The following is a 21,913-nucleotide window of genomic DNA, read 5'->3' on the forward strand; positions in this document are numbered from 1 at the left end:
CCCGGCAGCCGGCGAAGCGACCGGCTGGGGACCGGAGATTTGTGAAATGTCGAAGAAACTCGCAGGCAAGCGCGCGCTGGTGACCGGCGGATCGCGCGGGATCGGCGCAGCGATCGCCAAGCGGCTGGCCAAGGATGGCGCCGATGTCGTCATCACCTATGCCGGCAATCACGACGCCGCTGCCGTGACGGTGAAGGCGATCGAAGGTGAAGGCGTAAAGGGCCTCGCGATACAGGCCGATGCCGGCGACGCCGCCGCGGTGACTGCCGCGGTGAACCAGGCGGCCGAGACGCTGGGCGGGATCGACATCCTTGTCCACAATGCCGGGGTCTTTGGTGGCACCCCTGTCGATCAGGGCGGCTATGAGGATTTCCGCCGGGTGTTCGCGGTCAATGTCGATGGCGTGGCCGCAGGCACGGTGGCGGCGGTGCCGCATTTCGCCGATGGCGGTCGGGTCGTGATCGTCGGCAGCGTGTCGGGCGATGTGTCGATGATACCCGGGATGGCCAGCTACGGCGCCAGCAAGGCGGCGGTGCAGGGCCTGGCGCGCGGGTGGGCGCGCGATCTCGCGCCGCGCGGCATCCTGGTCAATGTGATCCAGCCCGGGCCGATCGATACCGACATGAACCCGGCCGATGGCGACATGGCCAAGATCATGCTGCCGAACATTCCGCTGGGACGCTATGGCCGTGCGGAAGAAGTCGCGGCGCTGGCATCGTTCCTGGCGAGCGACGAATCGTCGTTCATCACCGGCACGACGATCGATATCGATGGCGGCGCGACGGCGTAAGCCGCACCGACAGTCCGTCAGATCACATCCAGCACGAGGCCGAGGTCGCGCGCCTCCTCGGCCTCGATATACCAGTTCGAAGGCGCGCGCTTCTGCACTTCCTCGAACGCGATATCCGATCCGGCGACGAGGGCGCGGAAGCCTTCCTCCTCGATGCGGACCGATTCCTCGATCTCGTGGAGATTGGCCTTGAGCCCCGCGACGACGCTCTTGAGCGGGCCGGCCAGCTCGACGGTCTTGGTGAGGATGCGTTCGTGGACCATGATCCGGGTGCCGCGGGTGAGGAAGCGCTTGTCGGTCGGGAAGCTCGCCATGAAGGTGGCGCCCGCCGAATAGACCGCGACCTTGCCGAGGAAGAGCGTCTCGCGGCCGGTATAGTCGCGCAGCAGGCGGAGCTCGTCGCCCATCAGCCGGGCGACTTCGGGGTCGCCGCCCAGCGTGGAGATCGCGACGACGAGCGGGCCGTCGCCCGGCGCCGCGGCGAGCTGCTCGCGGAACCGGACATACATGTCGTGATCGACGGTGCCCTGCAGGATGACGTGGGGCTGGCTGAGCAACGGGTAGCGCGCGGCGCGGTTCTCGGAGGTTTCGTTCATCGGCAGCGCAACAATCGCGCGCAGCCGTGGTTCCGCCTCACGGCTTGAGCGCGTCGGTCGCCGGGGCGCCCACGCGCGGCGTCGTGGTCCTGGGCATGCGCGCCTCCAGCGGGGCCAGCCACGCCTCGACGCCTTCACCGACCGTCGCTTGCGGATTGGACGAGGGCAGGCGGTTCGACATTTCCCAGCCGCTGATCAGCTCGCGCGCCTCGATCAGCGCATCGCCCAGCGGCTGGGGTTTGCGCAGCGCGTGGTTAATCAGCGCGTCGCCGAAGAAGGTCCAGTCATTCTCCGCGCGGCAACCGAACGAAGTCCGGTCCGACGAGGCGGCGGTGAACAGCGCCGTGGTGTCGTTCGACAGTGCGGGTACGAACACGCCCGAATAACAGGCCGAGAGGATGAGTAGGCGGTTGCGGATGCCGAGCTCGTCGAGGATCGCGGCGAGGCGCGCGGGCGGCAGGATGCCATAGCCTTCGTCGCCGTCATGATAGGCGATGCCGATCTGGGCGCCGTGGCTGGTCGCGTAGAGCACCAGCACGTCCTGCTGCCTGTCCATCAGCTCGGCGACGCGGGCAAGGCCGAGAGTCAGCGATTCGAGGCTGCCGGCGGGCGCGTCGCCGTGGCGGGCGAGCAGGAGCGTGCGGCCTGCGGCATCGTAGCGGCGCGACAGCACCCTGGCGGTTTCGCGCGCCTCGCGGCCGAACACCGGATCGCTGTCGAGCGCGACCGAGACGACATAGGCGTCGATCAGTCCGGCGCGCTGGGGCTGGAGCGTCTCGAGCGCGCGGGCGAGCCTGCGGCGATCGGCAAGGAGCCATTTGGGCGGGCGTCCACGCTCGAGCTGCGGCCCGAGCGCCAGCGCCTCGGCAGTCTCACGCTGGCCGGCGCCGCCCAGAATCTGGGGCCAGTCCTTGGTGTGGGCAACTTGGGCGTAGGCTGGAGCCGCCAGCAAGCTTGCCGCGATCGCCAGAACCCGCACGAACGAAGAACGCATACGCCCACCCCCGATTGCTGCGGCCAATCTCGTCGATGGATTCGCGAAGTCAACCAGCCCGGAAACAATGTCGTCGCAACCGTCCGACATAGGTAGGGCGACTCGAAGGCAAGGGTCACGCCAGGCTCACACTGTCGCGCCTGTTCCAGCGACGGATGGCCATGCGGAAGATGTCAAAAGTTCAGCCCAACGCGAGTTTGTGTTCCGGCCGGCATCGACGCTGTCAAAGAGCGAGCGGCAAGTGCCCGAACGTCGATTTCCAGCAGGGAAAATCCTACTTTTCAGGCGGTTGGCAGGCCGCGGCCAGACGCTCCTCAGCTACCGGGAAAACGGCCATCGCCGGAGCAAGGGTCAGGCAAAGGCGGGCGAACTCCTGAGGTGCTGATAGGCGGCGATGACTTCCTGCAGCTTGGCCTCGTGCCCGCGGTCGCCGCCGTTGCGGTCGGGGTGATACCGCCGCACCAGCTCCGAATAGCGCTGCCGCAGCCCGGTACGGTCGGTATCGATCTCCAACGCGAGCGTGCGCATCGCCTCGCGGTCCTTGCCCGATAGCGGCTTGCCGTCCTTGCGTTCAGCCCGGTCCTTCATCTTGTCCCGGAAGCGTGCGCTGATCGCGTCGAGCGGATCGGAGAAATCGGCCCAGCGCGGCGGCCGGTCGGCGCCGCCGGTGGTGTTGAACGCGCGCGTTTCGCGCTCCCAGCCGGCCAGCGGGCTCTGCGCATCGTGGATCTCGTCGGGGCTCATCCCCTTGAAGAAATTATACCCCGAATTGAACGCGCGGACGTGATCGAGACACAGCCAGCGGAACGGCGGCGGTCCGTCGCCCGGGCGCCCGGTTCCCTGGAGCGGCGGCGCACGGAATTCGCCTGCCTCCGAACAGCCCGGCTCGGCGCACAGCCGTCCCGGCGCCTCCACGCGACCGTGGAAACGGGCATTGGGTCGATCCTTTTTCGGCTGTGCGTCAGCCACGCTACCTCCCTTGAGCAAACGGCCTATATAGGCGCGATGACCGACCCTTCCAGCGGCGGACTCGCCGACATCATCGCCGCCCGTCTCATCGCCGCGCTCGCCCCGACGCAGCTCGACGTGATCAACGACAGCCACCACCACAGCGGCCATCTCGGCGACGACGGCACCGGCGAATCGCATTGGACCGTAGTGATCGAGAGCGAGGCCTTTGTCGGCGCCTCGCGCGTTCAGCGACAGCGATTGGTCAATAACGCGCTTGCCGATCTGCTCACCGGCCGCATCCACGCGCTGGCGATCAAAGCACGCGCACCGGGAGAACAGGCATGACGACGTACAAGCTCTGGTACTGGGCCGAAATCCAGGGGCGGGGCGAGTTCGTCAGGCTGGCGATGGAGGCGGGCGACATCGCCTATGTCGACGTCGCGCGTGAGCGCGGCAGCGAGGCGCTGATCGCCGACATGAAGGCGCGAACCGACCGCCCGCCGTTCGCGCCGCCCTATCTCGATACTGGCAGCCAAGTGATCGCGCAGGTCGCCAACATCCTGCTCTATCTTGGCGACCGCCACGGCATCGCGCCGGCGGACGAGGCGACGCGGCGCTGGCTCCACGAGGTCCAGCTTACGATCGCCGATTTCATCGCCGAAGTGCACCAGGTGCATCACCCGGTAGGCATCGGGCTTTATTACGAGGACCAGCAGGCCGAGGCGGCGCGGTTCGCCAAGGAATTTCGCGACGAGCGGATGCCCAAGTTCCTGAGCTGGTTCGAGCGTTCGGTCGCGGGCGACTGGCTGGCGGGGGATCGCTGGAGCTATGGCGACACCTCGATCTTCCAGCTGATCGAGGGGCTGCACTACATGTTTCCCAAGCGGATGAAGGCGATCGAAGGCGACTATCCCAGGCTGATCGCGATCCGCGACCGCGTCGCCCAGCTTCCCGGTATCCACGATTATTGCGCGAGCGACCGGCGGATCGGCTTCAATACCCAGGGCATCTTCCGCCACTATCCCGAGCTCGATGCCGACTGATCGGAAACCGTGCCTTTCTGATCGATGGCTGTCCGGCAACGCCGTGCCCGGCTATGTTTCGCCCTCAGCCGGAGGGACAGCATGCGCGAAGACCTGATTACGATGACGATCGATCCCGTCACTCACGATCTGGGCGGGTTCAAGGTGCACCGGACCTTGCCGTCGCGGCCGCGGACGATGGTGGGGCCATTCATCTTCTTCGACCAGATGGGGCCAGCGCGGCTCGAAGTCGGCACCGGGATCGACGTGCGCCCGCACCCGCACATCAACCTCGCCACGGTGACCTACCTCTATGCGGGGTCGCTCGATCACCGCGATTCCCTCGGCACCTTCGCGACGATCGAGCCCGGCGCAGTCAATCTGATGACGGCGGGGCACGGCATCGTCCATTCGGAGCGCTCGCCCTCGGCCGAGCGCACGATCGGGCCCGAGCTGTCGGGGATCCAGACCTGGCTGGCGCTGCCCGAGCGCGACGAGGAGATCGATCCCGCCTTCGAGCATGTCACGGCGGCCGACTTGCCGGTGATCGAAGGCAAGGGCGCGACTGCGCGGGTGGTGATGGGCGATCTCTGGGGGGCGACCGCGCCGACCACGACCTATGCCCAGACCATCTATGCCGACATCGCGCTTACGCCGGGCGGGTCGATCCCGATCGACCCGAGCGCGGACGAGCGAGCGCTCTATGTGTCGATGGGCGAGGCGAGCCTGGACGGGCTGCCGCTGCTGCCGATGACGCTCTATGTCCTGCGTCCGGGCGTCGCCGCGACCTTGCGCTCGGAGCGCGGCGCGCAGGTGATGTTGTGCGGCGGGGAGGCGTTCAAGACGCCGCGCCATGTCTGGTGGAACTTCGTCTCGTCGAGCCGCGACCGGATCAACCAGGCCAAGCAAGACTGGACGGCGGGGAACTTCCCCAAGGTGCCGGGGGACGACAAGGAGTGGATCCCGATTCCGGCGGTGCCGAAGACGGTGAGCTATCCGTAAGCGCTCCCCTCCCGCTTGCGGGAGGGGTCGGGGGAGGGCATGAAGTTTGGGCCGCGCGGCGGATGGGAGTAACCCCTCCCCCTAACCCCTCCCGCGAGCGGGAGGGGAACGTGACAGAACTCCAGCGCATATCCCTGCCCACCGGGGTCGAACTCGACGTAGCCATCGCGGGCGATCCGGCCAATCCGCCGATCTTCCTGCTCCATGGCTTTCCCGAATCGCACCGGACGTGGCGACATCAGATCCCCGAGCTGGCGAAGGACTATTATGTCGTCGCGGCGGACCAGCGCGGCTTCGCGCGGTCGTCCAAGCCCGAGGGGGTGGCGAACTACACGCCCGACAAGCCCGTCGGCGACCTGCTCGCGCTGGCCGATCATCTCGGGATAGATCGCTTTACGCTGGCCGGGCATGACTGGGGCGGGGCGATCGCGTGGATGGCGGCGCTGCAGAACCCGCAGCGGATCGCGCGGCTGATCATCGTCAATGCGCCGCATCCCTATGTCTTTCAGCGCTCGCTGTTCGACGATCCGGCGCAGCGCAAGGCGAGCCAGTATATCTCGCGCTTTCGCGACACCGGGATCGACCAGGGACTGGTCGGGGCGGGGCTGGAGCGCTTCTTTGCCTCGACCTTCGCGCAGCATGTGGTCGGCGGGATCGCGGGCAAGGACAAGGCCGCGTATATGGACGAATGGGGCCAGCCCGGCGCGATGACGGCGATGCTCAACTGGTATCGCGCCTCGGCGATCATCGTTCCCGACGACGATACCCCACGCCCGGTCTGGCTCGACGCGCCGTTCCCGCCGGTGACCCAGCCGACGCTGGTGATCTGGGGCATGCAGGACAAGGCGCTGCTGCCGGCGCAGCTGGAGCTGGAGGCGTTCGTGCCCGACCTGAGCATCGTTCGCATCGAGGATGGCGGGCATTTCGTGCCCTGGGAAAGGCCCGAGGCGGTTACCGCGGCAATGCGCGACTGGCTCGCCAGCCAGAACGCCTAGCGCTTGCTGCGCATGCCCGCGGTCTTCTTGACCGCCGGATCGTCGAGCAGCCGGCGATAGTCCGCACCCTGCGGATCGAGCAGCGCGATGCGGCCTTCGCTATTGTGATGCACACTCCAGCCGAACTGCTTGACCAAAGGTGAGGCGCGCAGGCACGCCTGCGGCTTGGCGAAGAATTCCTCGCGGTTCTTGTCGCCGCCGCGGGCGCGGTGCGTTTCGTGGAGCAGGTCGTCGCTGGTCATCGCGTAAGGCTTGGCGAGCAGGGCATGCTGGACCGTGGCGATCGTGCCGGGCTTTTCGGGGATCGTGCCTTGGGACACCGGGCAATCGGGCGCCGGCGTGATCAGCGTGTCGCGATAGATGGTCGTGTGCATCAGAACATCTCCACCCATGCGCCGTGTGCCTGTGAATGGGCCAGCTTCACGAAGTCGCCGCCGCCGGGCCAGCTGCGCACCCAGATTTCCTGGCGCGGGTTCAGTCCGCGATCGGGCTCGAAGCGGACCCAGCCGAGCGGCCGCGCGCGCGTCGCCTTCGCGCCCGCCGCTTCCATCGCCGCGGTGATCCGGGCCTGGCGCTCGGCGCCGAGATATTGCCAGACCACCGAATGCATCAGCACGCGCGTGACGCCGTCGGCCTGCGGCTCGGCGAGGCGGGCGTCGAGCCAGTCCGCGGCGTCGCCATCTTCCAGTTGCACCGGCGCGGCGCGCTGCATCTCGATCCCGGCGGTGAGGCGGCCGAGCCGTTCGGGATTGTCGGCCCAGACATAGGCGCGCAGCCGCTCCGCCGCGGCGGGATCGGTGGCGTCGATCGGCTGCACATCGACGCCGCGGGTGGACGCGAAGCCGACCGGCAATGCCGGCGGTGGGCTGCCGCGCCACTCGGGACGGATCGTGACCGGCGAATCGGCGGGGCCGGCCAGCGTGCCGCCGAGATCGAAGCGATAGCGGTCCATCAGCAAATTGAGCCCGGCGCTCGATCCGATCTCGAGCAGCTCGATCGGCTGGCCGAAGCGGCGGACGATCTCGATCATCCCGACCATCAGCCCCGCCGATCGGCCCGGTTCGTTGGTTTGCGGCGGACCGTCGAGCCACGGGCAGAGCGCATCGTCGTGCGCGGCGAAGCTGGCGCGGAGGATGTGGATGACCTCAGCGGGGTCAGTGACTGCGCCGGCGAACAGTCGCGAGAGTTCGGTATCCTTGCCCGACAGGTCCAGCGCATGGAGCCCGCCCACGGTGCGCAGCGGCAGCGCGTCGGCAGTCGGATCGCCCGGCCAGTCCAGCGCACGGGCGCCGGTGCGCGTCTCGCGATCGAGGCTTTCGGCAAGCCCGGCGCAGATGCGCGCGGTGATCGGCGCATCCATCGTGATGCAATACTGCTCCTGCTTGCGGAACGCGGCGCGGTTGGTCTGTTCGTCGGCCATGCCGCGCGTGTTGCGCCCGGGGCACCCCCCAAGTAAAGCCCCGGCCACTCATGCAAGAACCGCTCATCCTTGCCGTGCCAAAGGGCCGGATCCTCGACGAGGCGCTGCCGCTGCTCGCGGCAGTCGGCATCGTGCCGGAACCCGCCTTTTCGGATCCGAACAGCCGGGCGCTGCGCTTCAAGACCAACAGCCTCGCGATCGACCTGATCCGGGTTCGAGCGTTCGACGTGGCGACCTTCGTCGCGCATGGCGCGGCGCAGCTCGGGATCGTCGGATCGGACGTGCTGGCGGAGTTCGATTATTCGGAACTCTACGCGCCGGTGGACCTCGGCATCGGTCATTGCCGGATTTCGGTGGCGGAGCCTGCCGATCTGGCCGCGAAGGACGATCCGCGCGGCTGGAGCCATGTCCGTATCGCGACCAAATATCCGCACATCACGCGCGCCCATTTCGAGGCGCGCGGGGTGCAGGCGGAGTGCGTCAAGCTGAACGGCGCGATGGAGCTGGCGCCGGTGCTGGGGCTGGCGCCGCGGATCGTCGATCTCGTCTCCTCGGGCAAGACGCTCAAGGAGAACGGGCTGGTCGAAGTCGAGGTGATCGCGCAGGTCACCAGCCGCCTCGTCGTCAATCGCGCCGCGTTCAAGATGCGTGCGACCGAAGTGGTGCCGCTGGTCGACGGGTTTCGGAAGGCTGTGGCGTGATCCGGCTCGACGCCTCTACTTCCGACTTCCCCGCGAAGTTCACCACGCTGGTCAACGCGCGGCGCGAGGCGGACGAGGATGTGGCGCGCAACGTCACGCACATCATCAAGCGGGTGCGCGACGAAGGCGATGCCGCGCTCAAGGACCTGACCCGGCTGTTCGACAAGCATGATCTCGACCAGAGCGGCTGGAAGATCGACCGCGCCGAGTGCCTTGCGGCATGGGAGGGGCTGACTCCCGAACTGCGCGGCGCGCTCGAACTCGCCGCCGAACGGATCGCCGTCTATCACGCCAGGCAGAAGCCGGAGGACAGCGACGGGATCGACAGCGCCGGCGTCCGGCTCGGCGCGCGCTGGCGGGCCGTGGATTCTGCCGGGGTCTATGTCCCCGGCGGGCGCGCGGCGTATCCCAGCTCGGTGCTGATGAACGCGATTCCGGCCAAGGCGGCGGGCGTGCGGCGGCTGGTGATGGTGACGCCGACACCGAACGGCGAGGTCAATCCGCTGGTGCTGGCCGCGGCGCATATCGCCGGGGTGGACGAATTGTGGCGTGTCGGCGGGGCCCAGGCGGTGGCCGCGCTCGCCTATGGCACCGAAAAGATCGCCCCGGTCGATGTCGTCACTGGCCCGGGCAACGCCTGGGTGGCCGAGGCCAAGCGCCAGCTCTACGGCGTGGTCGGGATCGACATGGTCGCGGGGCCAAGCGAAATCGTGGTTGTTGCCGACGGCAGGAACGATCCCGAATGGATCGCCGCCGACCTGCTCAGCCAGGCCGAGCATGACCCGACCAGCCAGTCGATCCTGTTCACCGACGATGCGGTTTTCGCCGATCGCGTGGCCGAAGCCGTAGACGCGCAGATCGAGACGCTTTCGACGGCGGCGACCGCGCGGGCGAGCTGGGACGCGAACGGCGCGATCATCCTCGTGCCGAGCCTGGTCGAGGCGATCCCGCTGTGCGACCGGCTGGCGCCCGAGCATCTCGAGCTCGCCTGCGACGACGCCGAAGCGCTGTTCGATATCGTCCGCCATGCCGGATCGGTGTTCCTCGGCCGGCACACGCCCGAGGCGGTGGGCGATTATGTCGCCGGGCCGAACCATGTGCTGCCGACCGGGCGGCGGGCGCGCTTCGCATCGGGACTGTCGGTGCTCGATTTCATGAAGCGGACGAGCTTCCTGGCCTTGGACGAAGCCGGGCTGGCTGCTATCGGACCCGCCGCAGTTGCGCTCGCCAATGCAGAAGGCTTGCCCGCGCACGCGAAATCGGTCGCGATCCGTTTGAAACCCTGAACCCGTTCGCCTTTCGCGCGCTTCGACAAGCGCAGCATGAACGGTGTAGTGAAGAGAATTATGCCCAGTCCCAAAGCCAAGACCCGATCCAAGGCCCGCGCCGCCGCGCGGCTTGCCGCCGTGCAGGCGCTTTACCAGCAGGAGATGGAGGGCACCAAGCTCACCGTGTTGCTCACCGAATTCCACCAGCACCGGCTCGGCGCGACGATCGAGGATGTCGAATATGCCGACGCCGACGTCACTTTCTTCGACGATATCGTGAAGGGCGTCGATGCGCGGCGCGAGGAAGTCGATCGGCTGATCGCGGCGAAGCTGGCCGCCGACTGGTCCCTCGACCGGTTGGACAAGCCGATGCGGCAGATTTTGCGCGCCGGGACGTACGAGCTGCTGGCGCGCAACGATGTGCCGGTGGGCGCGGTGATCAGCGAGTATCTCGACGTGACCGACGCGTTCTACGACCGGCGCGAGAAGGGGTTCGTCAACGGCATCCTCGACGCAGTGGCGAAGGAAGTCCGGGGTTGAATTCGATCCTCCCCGTTCCCGGGAGGATCTAGATGGACGAGGCCGCTTTCATCGCTGCCTTGCGTGGGCTGCCGTTGCATCGCGGTGCGCAGGATCTCCGCGATGATGCGGCGGTGATCGAGATCGGCGGCGAGGTGCTGGTGTTCACGCACGATGCGATCGCGGAAGGCGTGCACTATCGCGCCGGGACCGATCCCGCCGATATCGCGTGGAAGCTCGTCGCGGTGAACCTTTCCGATCTTGCTGCCAAGGCCGCCGAACCGATCGGGGTGCTGATAGGCGCGACGCTGGTCGAGGGCGCCGAGCGTTTCGTCGAAGGGCTCCGCGAAGTCCTCGAAACCTACGACGTCCCTCTGCTCGGCGGCGACACCATTTCGCATAGCGGCCCCGCCACCTTCGGCTGCACCGCGATCGGGCGTGCGACCACGCGCCCGGTGCCGGCGCGGACCGGGGCGCAGGCAGGGGATGCGCTCTACGTCACCGGGACGATCGGCGCGGCGCTGCTCGGGTTCGAGGCGGGCGACGGCGCTGCCTATCTGCGGCCACGGCCGCGGCTTGCCGAAGGGCTGGTGCTGGGCGGCCATGTCCATGCGATGATGGACGTGTCCGACGGGCTGCTGCTCGACGCGCGCCGCATGGCCGAGGCCAGCGGGTGCACGGCGGCGATAGAGTTCGACGCGATACCGTTTGCGCAGGGCGTGACCGACCGGCTGGCGGCGGCGCGCTGGGGCGACGATTACGAGCTGCTATTCTCGGCGCCCGAGCACGCGGCGCTCCCGGTGCCGGCGACGCGGATCGGCACGATGGTGCAGAAGGCCGAGCATTCGCTTCTTCTCGACGGAAAATCGCCCCCCGAACGCCTCGGCTACGAGCACCGCTGAGGCGGGTTGCGCCCGCCAAGACCGCCCGATACCTTCCCGCTTCCGCAATGACCGGCACAAGACCGGCGCGGGATCCAGTTCTAGGGGAAGGACTTCGCCTGATGACGATTGTTTATCTCGCCATCGCCTGCGGTTTGCTGGCGGTGGCCTATGGCTTTCTGACGAGCCAGCAGGTGCTCCGCGCCTCGCCCGGCAACGAGAAGATGCAGGACATCGCCGCCGCCATCCAGGAAGGGGCGAAGGCCTATCTCGGCCGGCAATATCTCACCATCGCGATCGTCGGCGTGATCGTCGCCGTCGTGATGTTCTTCACGCTCGGGGCGCTGCCGACCCTGGGCTTCGTCATCGGCGCGGTGCTTTCGGGGCTTGCCGGGTTCATCGGGATGAACATCTCGGTGCGCGCCAATGTCCGCACGGCAGAGGCTGCGCGGCATTCGCTCCAGGCCGGGCTGACGCTGGCGTTCCGTTCCGGCGCGATCACCGGCATGCTGGTGGCGGGGCTGGGACTGCTCTCGATCGCGGGGATCTTCGCCTATCTGGTCGACGTCGCCGATCTCGCGCCCAATTCGCGCGCAGTGATCGAGACGCTGACGGGTCTCGCCTTCGGCGCTTCGCTGATTTCGATCTTCGCGCGTCTGGGCGGCGGCATCTTCACCAAGGCGGCTGACGTCGGCGCCGATCTGGTGGGGAAGGTCGAAGCCGGAATTCCCGAGGACGATCCCCGCAACCCTGCCGTCATCGCGGACAATGTCGGCGATAATGTCGGCGACTGCGCGGGCATGGCCGCCGATCTGTTCGAGACCTATGTCGTCACGATCGGCATCACCATGGTGACGATCGCGCTGCTGATGCGCGGGCTGGTGCCCGAACAGCTGCTGGCGCTGATGACGCTGCCACTGATCGTCGGCGGGGTGTGCATCATCACGTCGATCATCGGCACCTATTTCGTCCGGCTGGGCAAGAGCCAGTCGATCATGGGCGCGCTCTACAAGGGTTTCTGGGTCACCGTGATCCTGTCGATCCCGGCGATCATCGGCGTGACGCATTACACGCTGGGCGGTCTCGACACGGTGATCGGCGGCATGCCCGATCCCGCGGCGTTCCTCGAAGCGTCGACCGGCACTGCCGACCAGGTCAATACCGGCCTTGCCGACGGTCCGAGCTTCACCGGCTGGGATCTGGTCATCTGCATGATGATCGGCCTGGCGGTGACCGGCCTGCTGGTGTGGATCACCGAATATTACACCGGCACCCAGTATCGCCCGGTCAAGTCGATCGCCAAGGCATCGGTGACCGGCCACGGCACCAACGTGATCCAGGGGCTGGCGATCAGCCTCGAATCGACGGCGCTGCCGACGCTGGTGATCGTGGTCGCAGTGATCGCGTCGTACCAGATCGCCGGAGTGATCGGCGTGGCGTTCGCGGCGACGTCGCTGCTCGCGCTGGCCGGAATGGTCGTCGCGCTCGACGCTTATGGGCCGGTGACCGACAATGCCGGCGGCATCGCCGAGATGGCGGGGCTCGAGGACGAAGTGCGGCACAAGACCGACGCGCTCGACGCGGTGGGAAACACCACCAAGGCCGTGACCAAGGGCTATGCCATCGGCTCGGCTGCGCTCGCGGCGCTCGTATTGTTCGGGGCGTACACCACCGACCTTCACGAGTTCTTCCCCAACGTCGACGTCGATTTCTCGCTGAGCAATCCGTACGTCATCGTCGGGCTGCTGCTCGGCGCGTTGCTGCCCTATCTGTTCGGTGCGTTCGGCATGACCGCCGTGGGCCGCGCAGCGGGATCGGTGGTCGAGGACGTGCGGGCGCAGTTCCGCGACAATCCGGGCATCATGGAGGGGACCAGCCGTCCCAACTATGCCCGTACCGTGGATATCGTCACGCGGGCGGCGATCAAGGAAATGATCATCCCGTCGCTGCTGCCGGTGCTCAGCCCGATCGCCGTGTATTTCATCATCACGGCAGTGGCGGGCCAGCATGAGGGCTTTGCGGCGCTCGGCGCGATGCTGCTCGGCGTGATCGTCTCGGGCCTGTTCGTCGCGATCTCGATGACGTCGGGCGGCGGCGCCTGGGACAATGCCAAGAAGTATATCGAGGACGGCAATTACGGCGGCAAGGGATCCGAGGCCCACAAGGCCGCGGTGACCGGCGACACCGTCGGCGATCCGTACAAGGACACTGCCGGACCGGCGGTCAATCCGATGATCAAGATCACCAACATCGTCGCCTTGCTGCTGCTGGCGGCGCTGGCGGGACACGGCGTGGGGTGAGCCTGCGCGTGACTGTGTGAATTGAACCCCGTTCGGAGCGATCCGGGCGGGGTTTTCTTTGTCTCGTGCTCCTGCGAAAGCAGCAGCCCAGTGAATCAAGCCACCAGCCGCGCCAGTTCCTGTTGCATGTCGAGCAGGCGTAGCTGGGTGCGTGCGGCGTCGAGATTGTGGCGGGCGAGGTGGCTGCCGCAGCCTTGCATGCTGCCTTCGAGATCGGGCCGCTCGCCGATCTCCAGGCACCGCTCCCACGATCCGATCGCGAGCGGCAGCCATTGGTCGATCGCCTGCGCCGGATCGGTCAGGGCGCGATCGAGCAGCAGATTGCCGAGCACGAAGAACAGGTCCGGCGAATCCGGATAGTTCGCCATCTCCGCGTCGGCGAGCGCCAGCGCGGCATCGGTGTCGCCGTGCTTGCTCAGGCAATGGAGCTGATGGACCACCAGCGAATGCCGCCAATTGGCGCCGGCGGGCGTGTCGCGAAGCGCCGCCGCGTGGTGCGTGCATGCCGCGGCCAGATCGCCGCGCATTTCGGCATCCTTGCCGAGCTGGTAGAGGATGTACGGATCGCCCGGCCGCTCGGCGAGATCGCGGAGCAGCAGCGGGGTGTTGCGGCCGCGCTTGCGGTCCAGCTGATCGGGCAGATAGCCGTCATGCCCGACATGGAGCTCGATGCGCGCGCGCGGCAGCGGCGATATCGCCTGTTCGTGGACGCGGCCTTCGAAGCGGACGCCGCGCGGCAGCAGCCGGGTCAGCCAGTTGCGGCGCTCGGCGTCGGGCGTCGCGGCGCCGTCCATGTCGCTATGGACGCAGATCTTGCCGAGCCGCGGCTGGCGGCACCAGCGGCGCAATTGTTCGCCGCCCGAGACGATCCACTCGTCGGCGTCGAGCATCAGGTTCCAGTCTGCGTCGGCGAGATCGAGCGCGTGGTTGCGCGCGATCGAGAAATCGTCCGGCCAGGGCAGATGATGGACCTCGGCGCCGCAGCCGCCCGCGAGCATCGGCGTGCCGTCGGTCGAGCCGGTATCGAGCACCAGCATGCGGTCGACGTGCGGGCGGAGGCTTTCGAGGCAGCGCAGGATGCAGCGTGCCTCGTCGCGGACGATCAGCACCGCGGCGATGACGGGCTTGGGCGGCAAAGTGCGGCGCATCGATCGGTTCCGGGCTGTTGGTGACGCTGCCGGAACATCGGCGAACAAGGCAAACAAACTGTTAACCAAACCGCCCTAGCTTCGTGACAGCACCGTAAGGAACCGAGCATGATCCCGAAGCTGATGCACTTCATCTGGGTTGGCGACGAAAGCAAATGCCCGACCAACTGCATGGATACGTGGCGCGCACTCAATCCCGACTGGGAATTCCTGCTATGGGGCAATGACGATTTCGCGAGCCAGGACTGGTTCAACCGCGATCACATGACCGCGATGTACGAGCGCGAGCTCAACGGCGTCGCCGACATGATGCGCTGGGAGATCCTCCATGCCAAGGGCGGCGTGGTCGTCGACGCAGACAGCATCGCGCTGCGCCCGCTCGACGATCATCTGCTCGATTGCGAGGCGTTCGCCTGCTGGGAAAACGAAATCGCCCGGCCCGGGCTGATCGCCGCGGGCTATTTCGGCTGCGAGGCCGGCAATCCGCTGGTCGAGCAGATCATCCACGACATCCATGCCGAGCCCAGCGTCACCCATGCCAAGGCGTGGAAGACCGTCGGCCCGCAGCGGCTGACCGACAGCTATCGGAAATACGGCTATTCGAAGCTGCGCGTCTATCCGAGCCATTATTTCATCCCGCGGCACTTCACCGGCCTGGAATATGACGGCAGCGATCCGGTCTATGCCGACCAGCTCTGGGGCTCGACTCGGCGCGCCTATGACGAGATCCACACGCTGGACGTTAGCGAGCCGGCCGAACTGACGCCGCCCAAGCCGCGCATCGTTGCGCCGCCGCCGGTGGAAGCGGTCCCCGGCGTCTCGCCGGTCGAAGCGGGCAATGCGCCCTATTTCGTCCAGCGCGTGCAGGTCAGCAGCGAACTCGTCGGGCTGGGCCGCGGCTCGGTGCTGCGCAATTTCTGCGAGGGCAAGCGCGTGCTCCATATCGGCTGCGCGGACTGGCCGATCACCGATATCAACACCTCGCTCCACCTCGCGCTCGAGCCGGTCTGCGCGCAGCTCGACGGCGTCGATCCGCATACCGAGGCGCTCGACCAGCTCGCGCCGCATGTGAAGGGGCGGCTGTTCTCCAGCCTGAGCGACGTCACCGAAAGCTATGACCTGGTGCTCGTCCCCGAAGTGATGGAGCATGTCGCCAATGTCTCGGACTTCCTCGCCGAACTGGAGAACATCGATGCCGGCGCATTCCTGATCTCGGTGCCCGACGCGTTCCAGTGCCGTGCGCGGCATTTCGACTATCTCGGCGACAGCGAGACCTTCGTCGAGGTCGTCCACCCCGATCACAATGTCTGGTACACGCCCTACACCTTCACCAACACGATCCAGAAATATAGCGGCCTGCGCATCGAGAAGATGTGGTTCTTCAACCGGATCTCGCTGCTCGCGCTGCTCTCGAAGGACCAGCTGCGCATGGCGGCATGACGCGGCGCCGCCGCTCTGCTAGGAGCGCGCGGTGTCCGAATCTGCCACTTTCCGCGTCGCCGCGCTCTATCAATTCACCCGTTTCGACGATTGCGAAGCGATAAGGGCGCCGCTTGCGCAATTGTGCTGCGCGCAGGGCGTGAAGGGCACGCTGCTGCTCGCGCCCGAGGGGATCAACGGAACGATCGCCGGGACCGACGCGGCGATCGGGGCCGTGCTCACGCATATCCGCGGCCTGCCGGGCTGCGGCGACCTGGACGTCAAGGAATCGCGCGCGGCGACGATGCCGTTTCACCGCATGAAGGTGCGCATCAAGCGCGAGATCGTGACGATGGGCGAGCCCGGTATCGATCCAACCGACGCCGGCGAATATGTCGCGCCACAGGACTGGAACGCGTTGATCGATGCGCCGGGCACGATCCTGATCGACACGCGCAACGACTATGAAGTCGCGATCGGCAGCTTTTCCGGCGCGATTGATCCCAGGACGCAGAGTTTCCGCGAGTTTCCCGAATGGGTGCGCGCGCATCGCCACGAATGGGAAGGCGAGGGGGCGAAGCCCCGGATCGCGATGTTCTGCACCGGCGGCATCCGTTGCGAAAAGGCGACGGCGCTGCTCAAGGCCGAGGGGCTCGACTCGGTCTATCACCTCAAGGGCGGCATCCTCGCTTATCTGGAGCAGGTCGCGCCCACCGACAGCCGGTGGGAAGGCGAATGCTTCGTGTTCGACGAGCGCGTCTCGGTCGGCCACGGGCTGGAGCAGGGCAGCCATGGCCTGTGCCGCGCCTGCCGCCGGCCGGTGAGCGAGGAGGACCAGCGCTCGCCGCTGTTCGTCGAGGGAAGTGCCTGCCCGGCCTGCCACGCCGAGCGGAACGACGAACAGCGTGAACGCTATGCCGAGCGCCATCGCCAAGCGGCGCTCGCCGCGGCGCGCGGCGAGGCGCATGTCGGCGCGATCCTGCCGGAGCGCTGAGCTCAGGCCGCCAAGGGCGTCGCGTCGGGCAGGAACGGCGTCACCGCCGCAAGCGCGCGGGCGACATAGGCGTCCTTCTCGCCGACCGGCGCGACATAGCGCATCGCCGCTTCGGCCGCGTCGATCCCGGCCAGCCGCGCGAGAACCCATGCCGCCAGATATTGCGACGCGAGGCATCCGCCCGCCGTCGCGACATTGCCGTGCGCCACGAAGGGGGTGTCGAGCACTGTCACCCCCGCCTCGATCACCCAGGGCTTGGTCGTCAGGTCGGTGCAGGCGGGCAGGTCGCCGACCAGCCCGAGCTTGGCGAGCAACAGCGTTCCGGAGCATTGTGCGCCGATCAGCTGGCGCGACGGATCGAGCGCGATGCGGGCGAGCAGCGCGCCATCGGCTGTGATCTCGCGGGTACGGATGCCGCTGCCGATGATCACTGCATCGGCCTCGCGCGCGAATTCGATCGGGCGCTGGCGGTGGACGGTCACGCCGTTCATCGAGGTCACCTGCTCGGATGGCGAGGTGATGTGCGCGGCCCAGCCCCTGGCCTTCATCCGATTGAGGATCGCGGCGGCAACGAACGAATCCAGCTCGTTGAACCCGTCGAACGTCAGGACTGCAATCTGCACTGGGGCCCCCTCTGGCGAAGCGCGGCTCTATCACCGCGCGAGGCGGCTCGCCATTCGAACCCGCGGCCCGTAGAGGGCGGATCATGATCCGCCTGCGCCCCCAGACCGCCGCTTATTGCATGCTCGCGCTGGTGATGCTGCTCTGGGCGGGCAATTCGATCGTCGGCCGTGCGGTGCGCGATGATATCCCACCCTTCCTGCTTGCGCTGCTGCGCTGGAGCGGGGCGCTGCTGGTGATCCTGCCCTTCGCCGCGCGTTATCTTGCCGAGGACCGCCCGGTCATCGCCCGCAACTGGCCGATGATCCTGCTGCTCGGCCTGCTCGGCGTCGCCGCGTTCAACGCCTTCCTCTATTCGGGGCTGCGCTACACCACGGCGAGCAACGGCATGCTGCTCCAGGCCGCGATCCCCGCGCTGGTGCTGCTCGTCGACTTCGCGATCTTCCGCATCCGGGCGGGGATCGGCGCGGTGTTCGGCGTCGCGCTCTCGACGCTCGGCGTGGTGGTGATCGTTTTCCAGGGGCGGCTCGGCGCGCTCTCCGAAATCGCATTCAATCGCGGCGATGCGCTGATCCTCACGGCGGTGGTCGCTTGGGCGTTCTACACCTCGCTGCTGCGGCTGCGTCCCAAGCTCCATGCCCAGAGCTTCCTCGCAGTCACTTTCACCATCGGCGTGATTGCGATGCTGCCGCTCGCCGCGACCGAATGGCGGGAGATCACAGCGATGACCTGGTCGCCGGGCGTGTTCGCCGCGATCCTCTACGTCGCGCTGCTGCCGTCGGTGGTCGCCTATGCGCTGTTCAACGCCGCCGTCGCGACGCTCGGCCCGGCAAGCGCGGGGCAGGCGATCACGCTGATGCCGCTGTTCGGCGCGCTGCTCGCCGCGCTCACGCTGGGCGAGCAGCTTCACGCGCATCACTATGCGGGTATGGCACTGATTCTCGGTGGAATAATCGTGAGCGCCATCGTGCGGGCACGCGGAACGAACAGCACCGCGCACGGTTGAACCTCGTGAAGAGGGAGACACCGCATGGCTACCGATACCAAGCAAGACGCCGTCGCATTGCTCAAGGCCGATCACCGCGTGGTCGAGGACTTGTTCGAGAAGTTCGAAGCGGCGCGCAACGCCGCTACCAAGCGCAAGCTCGCGACGCAGATCTGCCTGGAACTGACCGTCCATGCCAAGATCGAGGAAGAGATCTTCTATCCAGCCTGCGAGGGGAAGATCGAAGAGGACCTGCTCAAGGAAGCCTATGTCGAGCATGACAGCGCCAAGGTGCTGATTGCCGAGATCGAGGCGGGCAGCCCCGACGACGAATATTACGACGCCAAGGTCAAGGTGCTGTCCGAGCAGATCGAGCACCATGTCGAGGAAGAGGAGATGCGCATGGAGGGCATGTTCTCGCAGGCGCGCAAGGCCGGGCTCGACATGGACGCGCTGGGCGACCAGCTCCGCGCGCGCAAGGAAGAGCTGACCGCCGAGTATAAGGCGTCAGGCCTGCCCAAGCCCGAGACGACGACGTTCGAAACCGCATGATCCTCCCTCTCCCGGCGGGAGAGCGTGATAAAGAAAAGGGGACCGCGCCAACCAAGGCGCGGTCCCCTTTTCGTTTGTCGGGGGGCTTCAGCCCTGGGCGGCGGCAGCGGCGACGGCGTCGCTCGATTCCTCGTTGCGGCGTGCCCATTCCTTGTTGATGCCGAGCGCCGCCAGCGTGCAGATCGCACCCGATAGCAGATAGGCACCGACCGACCACAGCCCGAAGCTGCTCGCCAGCGCCAGCGCGACAAGGGGGGCGAAGCCGGCGCCGATCAGCCAGGAGAGATTGGCGGTGGTCGCCGCGCCGGTATATCGGCGCTGGCTCGAGAAGCTGGCGTTGACGGCGCCCGAGGACTGGCCGAACGCCAGGCCGAGCAGGACGAAGCCGGCCATCATGTACACGGTCTCGCCAAAGCCGCCGGCACCCAGCAGCTGCGGCGCGAACCCGCTATAGGCGGCGATCAGCACCGCCGAGACGCCGAGGACCGCGCGTCGGCCGACTCGGTCCGCGATCACGCCCGAAGCGATCATCGCCAGCACGCAGACGACGGCGCCGATGATCTCGATGATTAGGAACCGCTCCGCCGGCTCGCCGCTGTACAGCGTGACCCACGACAGCGGGAAGACGGTGACCAGGTGGAACAGCGCGAAGCTGGCGAGCGGCGCGAACGAGCCGAGCACGATCGTCCGGCCCTCCAGCCGCACGGTCTCCCAGAACGGCGCCGGCTGGAGCTCGCGGCTTTCGAACAGATGCTCGAACTCGGGCGTCGCGACGAGGCGCAGCCGCGCGAACAGCGCCACGACGTTGATCGCGAAGGCGACGAAGAACGGATAGCGCCAGCCCCAGGACAGGAAATCCTCGGTCGACAGCGTCGAGAGGAAGAAGGCGAACAGTCCGGCGGCGACGATCAGGCCGAGCGGCGCACCCAGCTGCGGGATCATCGCGTACCAGCCGCGCTGGTCCTTGGGCGCGTTGAGCGAGAGCAGCGACGGCAGCCCGTCCCAGGCGCCGCCCAGGGCGATGCCCTGGCCGATGCGCAGCGCCGCGAGCATCCACGCGGCGGCGATGCCGATCTGGTCGTAGCCGGGCAGGAAGGCCATCGCCATCGTCGATCCGCCGAGCAGGAACAGCGCGATGGTGAGCTTCACGCCGCGTCCGTGATGCCGATCGATCCACATGAAGATCGCCGAGCCGAGCGGGCGGGCGATGAACGCCAGCGAGAACAGCGCGAACGAATAGAGCGTGCCGGTCAGCGGGTCGACGAAGGGGAAGATCAGCGACGGGAACACCAGCACCGATGCGATGGCGTAGACGAAGAAGTCGAAGAATTCGCTCGTCCGCCCGACGATGACGCCGATCGCGATTTCGCCCGGCGCGATCTTGTGATCGCGGGCATTCACGAGTCGAGCATCGCGTTCGAGCGGCGTCGAGGTCGACGCGGCAATCGGTGCACTCATTCTTTTCGCTCCGGCGGCCTGATTTGATGTTATTGCGTTTGAACGTGCGTTGCACCAGAAAAGCGCACGGCGGGGATAGGACAAAATGTCCAATGTCGGTGCGGGTAGGCGCCGGGATAGGCGGAGGTCCATGCGCGAAGACAAACTTGTGCCCAACGTACGCCGCTTCCTGACGATGCTGCCCCTGGCGGCATTGCTGTCCGCGTGCAGCGGTGCCGTGCTCGATCCGGCCGGCGACATCGCGGTCCAGCAGCGCGACATCATCTATATCTCCACGGCGCTGATGCTGCTCATCATCGTGCCCGTGATGGCGCTGATCGTCGTGTTCGCCTGGCATTATCGCAAGGGCAACAAGGACGCGACCTACGACCCGAACTTCGATCACTCGACGGGGCTCGAACTGGTCATCTGGTCGGCGCCGCTGCTGATCATCATCTGCCTGGGCGCGCTCACCTGGTGGAGCACGCATCTGCTCGACCCGTTCCGCCCGATCAATCGCGTGTCGGCGAACAAGCCGGTCGATCCCAAGATCAAGCCGCTCGTCGTCCAGGTCGTCTCGCTCGACTGGAAGTGGCTGTTCATCTATCCCGAACAGGGCGTCGCGACGGTCAACGAGCTCGCGCTCCCGGTCGATCGCCCGGTGCGCTTCGAACTCACTTCTACCAACATGATGAACACCTTTTACGCGCCGACGCTGGCCGGCATGATCTACACCATGCCCGGCATGCGCAGCACGCTGCACGCGGTGCTCAATCGCCCCGGCACGTTCGAGGGCATGTCCGCCAACTATAGCGGCGCGGGTTTCTCGAACATGCGCTTCAAGCTGTACGGCGTCGATCAGGGCGGGTTCGACGGATGGGTCGCGCGCGTGAAGGCCAGCGGCCCGGCGCTCGACGCCACGCGCTTCCTCGAGCTCGAAAAGCCGACCGACAAGGTGCCGGCGATGTATTTCTCGGGCGTCGAGGCGCAGCTGTTCGACCGCGTCTATAACCGTTGCGTTCGCCCCGGTACGCCGTGCATGAGCGACGTGATGCGCCATGACCGCAAGGCGGGCGGCACGCATCCGCACGATCCGCGCGCCGGCGCCGGCATGCCTTCGGGCCGCAACAACCCGCCCCCGCATGGGCAAAAGCCGGAAGGCGCGATCTTCAAGGAAGGCGAGGAAAAGGGGAACGGCCCCAATCGCACCTCGCCCGAAGAGAAGGAAGCGCCTGCCAACCGGAACACGTCGCTGAACCTTATCCCTGCCACGCCGGGCCTCGCCCGCGCCGGCGCAGCCTGAACGGCCGGAGCCATC

Annotated in this window: 23 protein-coding genes; 15 read left to right on the plus strand and 8 right to left on the minus strand. The window is 67.0% G+C overall.

Going from position 1 to position 21,913, the window contains the following annotated elements; genetic code table 11:
• The first annotated feature begins 46 nt into the window (after positions 1-46).
• Positions 47-790, plus strand: coding sequence for an SDR family NAD(P)-dependent oxidoreductase (locus BXU08_RS17235; RefSeq protein WP_077511175.1), 744 nt, complete (start codon positions 47-49; stop codon positions 788-790).
• 17 nt (positions 791-807) lie between these two features.
• On the opposite strand, the gene BXU08_RS17240 is transcribed toward BXU08_RS17235, so the two are convergent.
• From BXU08_RS17240 to BXU08_RS17250, 3 genes are all read right to left on the minus strand, one after another.
• The gene (locus BXU08_RS17240; protein ID WP_077511176.1) at positions 808-1,386 is read right to left on the minus strand and encodes an ATP-dependent Clp protease proteolytic subunit; all 579 of its coding nucleotides are present in this window, start codon (positions 1,384-1,386) and stop codon (positions 808-810) included.
• 37 nt (positions 1,387-1,423) lie between these two features.
• Positions 1,424-2,380, minus strand: coding sequence for a C13 family peptidase (locus BXU08_RS17245; RefSeq protein ID WP_077511177.1), 957 nt, complete (start codon positions 2,378-2,380; stop codon positions 1,424-1,426).
• A gap of 351 nt (positions 2,381-2,731) precedes the next feature.
• Positions 2,732-3,349 carry a J domain-containing protein gene (locus BXU08_RS17250; protein ID WP_077511178.1) on the minus strand — a complete coding sequence of 206 codons (618 nt, stop codon included), beginning with the start codon at positions 3,347-3,349 and terminating at the stop codon, positions 2,732-2,734.
• Positions 3,350-3,385: 36 nt separating this feature from the next.
• Here BXU08_RS17250 and BXU08_RS17255 point away from each other — a divergent pair, with 36 nt between their 5' ends.
• From BXU08_RS17255 to BXU08_RS17270, 4 genes are all read left to right on the plus strand, one after another.
• Positions 3,386-3,676, plus strand: a complete 291-nt coding sequence (locus BXU08_RS17255) for a BolA family transcriptional regulator (RefSeq protein WP_077511179.1) — start codon at positions 3,386-3,388, stop codon at positions 3,674-3,676.
• Entirely contained in the window at positions 3,673-4,374 is a 702-nt protein-coding gene (locus tag BXU08_RS17260; RefSeq protein ID WP_077511180.1) for a glutathione S-transferase, read from the plus strand. Before BXU08_RS17255 ends, BXU08_RS17260 begins: the two co-directional genes overlap by 4 nt.
• Positions 4,375-4,455: 81 nt before the next feature.
• A complete protein-coding gene (locus BXU08_RS17265) occupies positions 4,456-5,355 on the plus strand; it encodes a pirin family protein (RefSeq protein WP_077511181.1) in 900 nt (299 codons plus the stop codon).
• Between the two features lie 110 nt (positions 5,356-5,465).
• Positions 5,466-6,350, plus strand: coding sequence for an alpha/beta fold hydrolase (locus BXU08_RS17270; RefSeq protein WP_077511182.1), 885 nt, complete (start codon positions 5,466-5,468; stop codon positions 6,348-6,350).
• Here BXU08_RS17270 and BXU08_RS17275 read toward each other — a convergent pair.
• A complete protein-coding gene (locus BXU08_RS17275) occupies positions 6,347-6,724 on the minus strand; it encodes a DUF6157 family protein (protein ID WP_216352881.1) in 378 nt (125 codons plus the stop codon). The genes BXU08_RS17270 and BXU08_RS17275 overlap by 4 nt on opposite strands.
• Positions 6,724-7,770: a DUF2332 domain-containing protein gene (locus BXU08_RS17280; RefSeq protein ID WP_077511184.1), complete on the minus strand. Its 1,047-nt coding sequence runs from the start codon at positions 7,768-7,770 to the stop codon at positions 6,724-6,726. Before BXU08_RS17280 ends, BXU08_RS17275 begins: the two co-directional genes overlap by 1 nt.
• A 50-nt stretch (positions 7,771-7,820) precedes the next feature.
• Here BXU08_RS17280 and hisG point away from each other — a divergent pair, with 50 nt between their 5' ends.
• The 5 genes from hisG (at position 7,821) to BXU08_RS17305 (ending at position 13,439) form a co-directional block, all read left to right on the plus strand.
• Complete coding sequence (gene hisG / locus BXU08_RS17285; protein WP_077511185.1) at positions 7,821-8,471, plus strand: ATP phosphoribosyltransferase; 651 nt, start codon at positions 7,821-7,823, stop codon at positions 8,469-8,471.
• The gene (gene hisD, locus BXU08_RS17290; protein ID WP_077511186.1) at positions 8,468-9,757 is read left to right on the plus strand and encodes a histidinol dehydrogenase; all 1,290 of its coding nucleotides are present in this window, start codon (positions 8,468-8,470) and stop codon (positions 9,755-9,757) included. Before hisG ends, hisD begins: the two co-directional genes overlap by 4 nt.
• Before the next feature lie 60 nt (positions 9,758-9,817).
• The gene (nusB, locus tag BXU08_RS17295) at positions 9,818-10,279 is read left to right on the plus strand and encodes a transcription antitermination factor NusB (RefSeq protein WP_077511187.1); all 462 of its coding nucleotides are present in this window, start codon (positions 9,818-9,820) and stop codon (positions 10,277-10,279) included.
• A gap of 32 nt (positions 10,280-10,311) precedes the next feature.
• Positions 10,312-11,160: a thiamine-phosphate kinase gene (gene thiL, locus BXU08_RS17300; protein WP_077511188.1), complete on the plus strand. Its 849-nt coding sequence runs from the start codon at positions 10,312-10,314 to the stop codon at positions 11,158-11,160.
• 101 nt (positions 11,161-11,261) lie between these two features.
• Positions 11,262-13,439 carry a sodium-translocating pyrophosphatase gene (locus tag BXU08_RS17305; RefSeq protein WP_077511189.1) on the plus strand — a complete coding sequence of 726 codons (2,178 nt, stop codon included), beginning with the start codon at positions 11,262-11,264 and terminating at the stop codon, positions 13,437-13,439.
• Between the two features lie 95 nt (positions 13,440-13,534).
• Here BXU08_RS17305 and BXU08_RS17310 read toward each other — a convergent pair whose 3' ends face one another.
• A complete protein-coding gene (locus BXU08_RS17310) occupies positions 13,535-14,587 on the minus strand; it encodes a glycosyltransferase family 2 protein (protein ID WP_253190414.1) in 1,053 nt (350 codons plus the stop codon).
• Between the two features lie 108 nt (positions 14,588-14,695).
• Here BXU08_RS17310 and BXU08_RS17315 point away from each other — a divergent pair, with 108 nt between their 5' ends.
• Positions 14,696-16,027: a glycosyltransferase gene (locus BXU08_RS17315; protein WP_077511190.1), complete on the plus strand. Its 1,332-nt coding sequence runs from the start codon at positions 14,696-14,698 to the stop codon at positions 16,025-16,027.
• A 31-nt stretch (positions 16,028-16,058) separates the two neighbouring features.
• On the plus strand, positions 16,059-17,000 hold the full coding sequence (locus tag BXU08_RS17320) for a rhodanese-related sulfurtransferase (RefSeq protein ID WP_077511191.1): 942 nt from the start codon (positions 16,059-16,061) through the stop codon (positions 16,998-17,000).
• Between the two features lie 2 nt (positions 17,001-17,002).
• On the opposite strand, the gene BXU08_RS17325 is transcribed toward BXU08_RS17320, so the two are convergent.
• On the minus strand, positions 17,003-17,623 hold the full coding sequence (locus tag BXU08_RS17325; RefSeq protein WP_077511192.1) for a DJ-1/PfpI family protein: 621 nt from the start codon (positions 17,621-17,623) through the stop codon (positions 17,003-17,005).
• 83 nt (positions 17,624-17,706) lie between these two features.
• Between BXU08_RS17325 and BXU08_RS17330 the strand changes: the two genes are divergently transcribed.
• Together BXU08_RS17330 and BXU08_RS17335 are read left to right on the plus strand one after the other, a co-directional pair.
• Positions 17,707-18,627 carry a DMT family transporter gene (locus BXU08_RS17330; RefSeq protein WP_077511193.1) on the plus strand — a complete coding sequence of 307 codons (921 nt, stop codon included), beginning with the start codon at positions 17,707-17,709 and terminating at the stop codon, positions 18,625-18,627.
• Between the two features lie 24 nt (positions 18,628-18,651).
• Positions 18,652-19,158 (plus strand): hemerythrin domain-containing protein, encoded by a 507-nt coding sequence (locus tag BXU08_RS17335; RefSeq protein ID WP_077511194.1) that lies wholly within the window; start codon positions 18,652-18,654, stop codon positions 19,156-19,158.
• An 87-nt stretch (positions 19,159-19,245) separates the two neighbouring features.
• Here the strand turns inward: BXU08_RS17335 and BXU08_RS17340 are convergent, their stop codons facing one another.
• Positions 19,246-20,616, minus strand: coding sequence for an MFS transporter (locus tag BXU08_RS17340; protein ID WP_077511195.1), 1,371 nt, complete (start codon positions 20,614-20,616; stop codon positions 19,246-19,248).
• Between the two features lie 130 nt (positions 20,617-20,746).
• On the opposite strand from BXU08_RS17340, the gene cyoA reads away from it, so the two are divergent.
• The gene (cyoA, locus tag BXU08_RS17345; protein ID WP_077511196.1) at positions 20,747-21,898 is read left to right on the plus strand and encodes a ubiquinol oxidase subunit II; all 1,152 of its coding nucleotides are present in this window, start codon (positions 20,747-20,749) and stop codon (positions 21,896-21,898) included.
• Positions 21,899-21,913 lie beyond the last annotated feature (15 nt).

The organism is Sphingomonas sp. LM7 (assembly GCF_002002925.1).
Taxonomy (GTDB): Bacteria; Pseudomonadota; Alphaproteobacteria; order Sphingomonadales; family Sphingomonadaceae; genus Sphingomonas.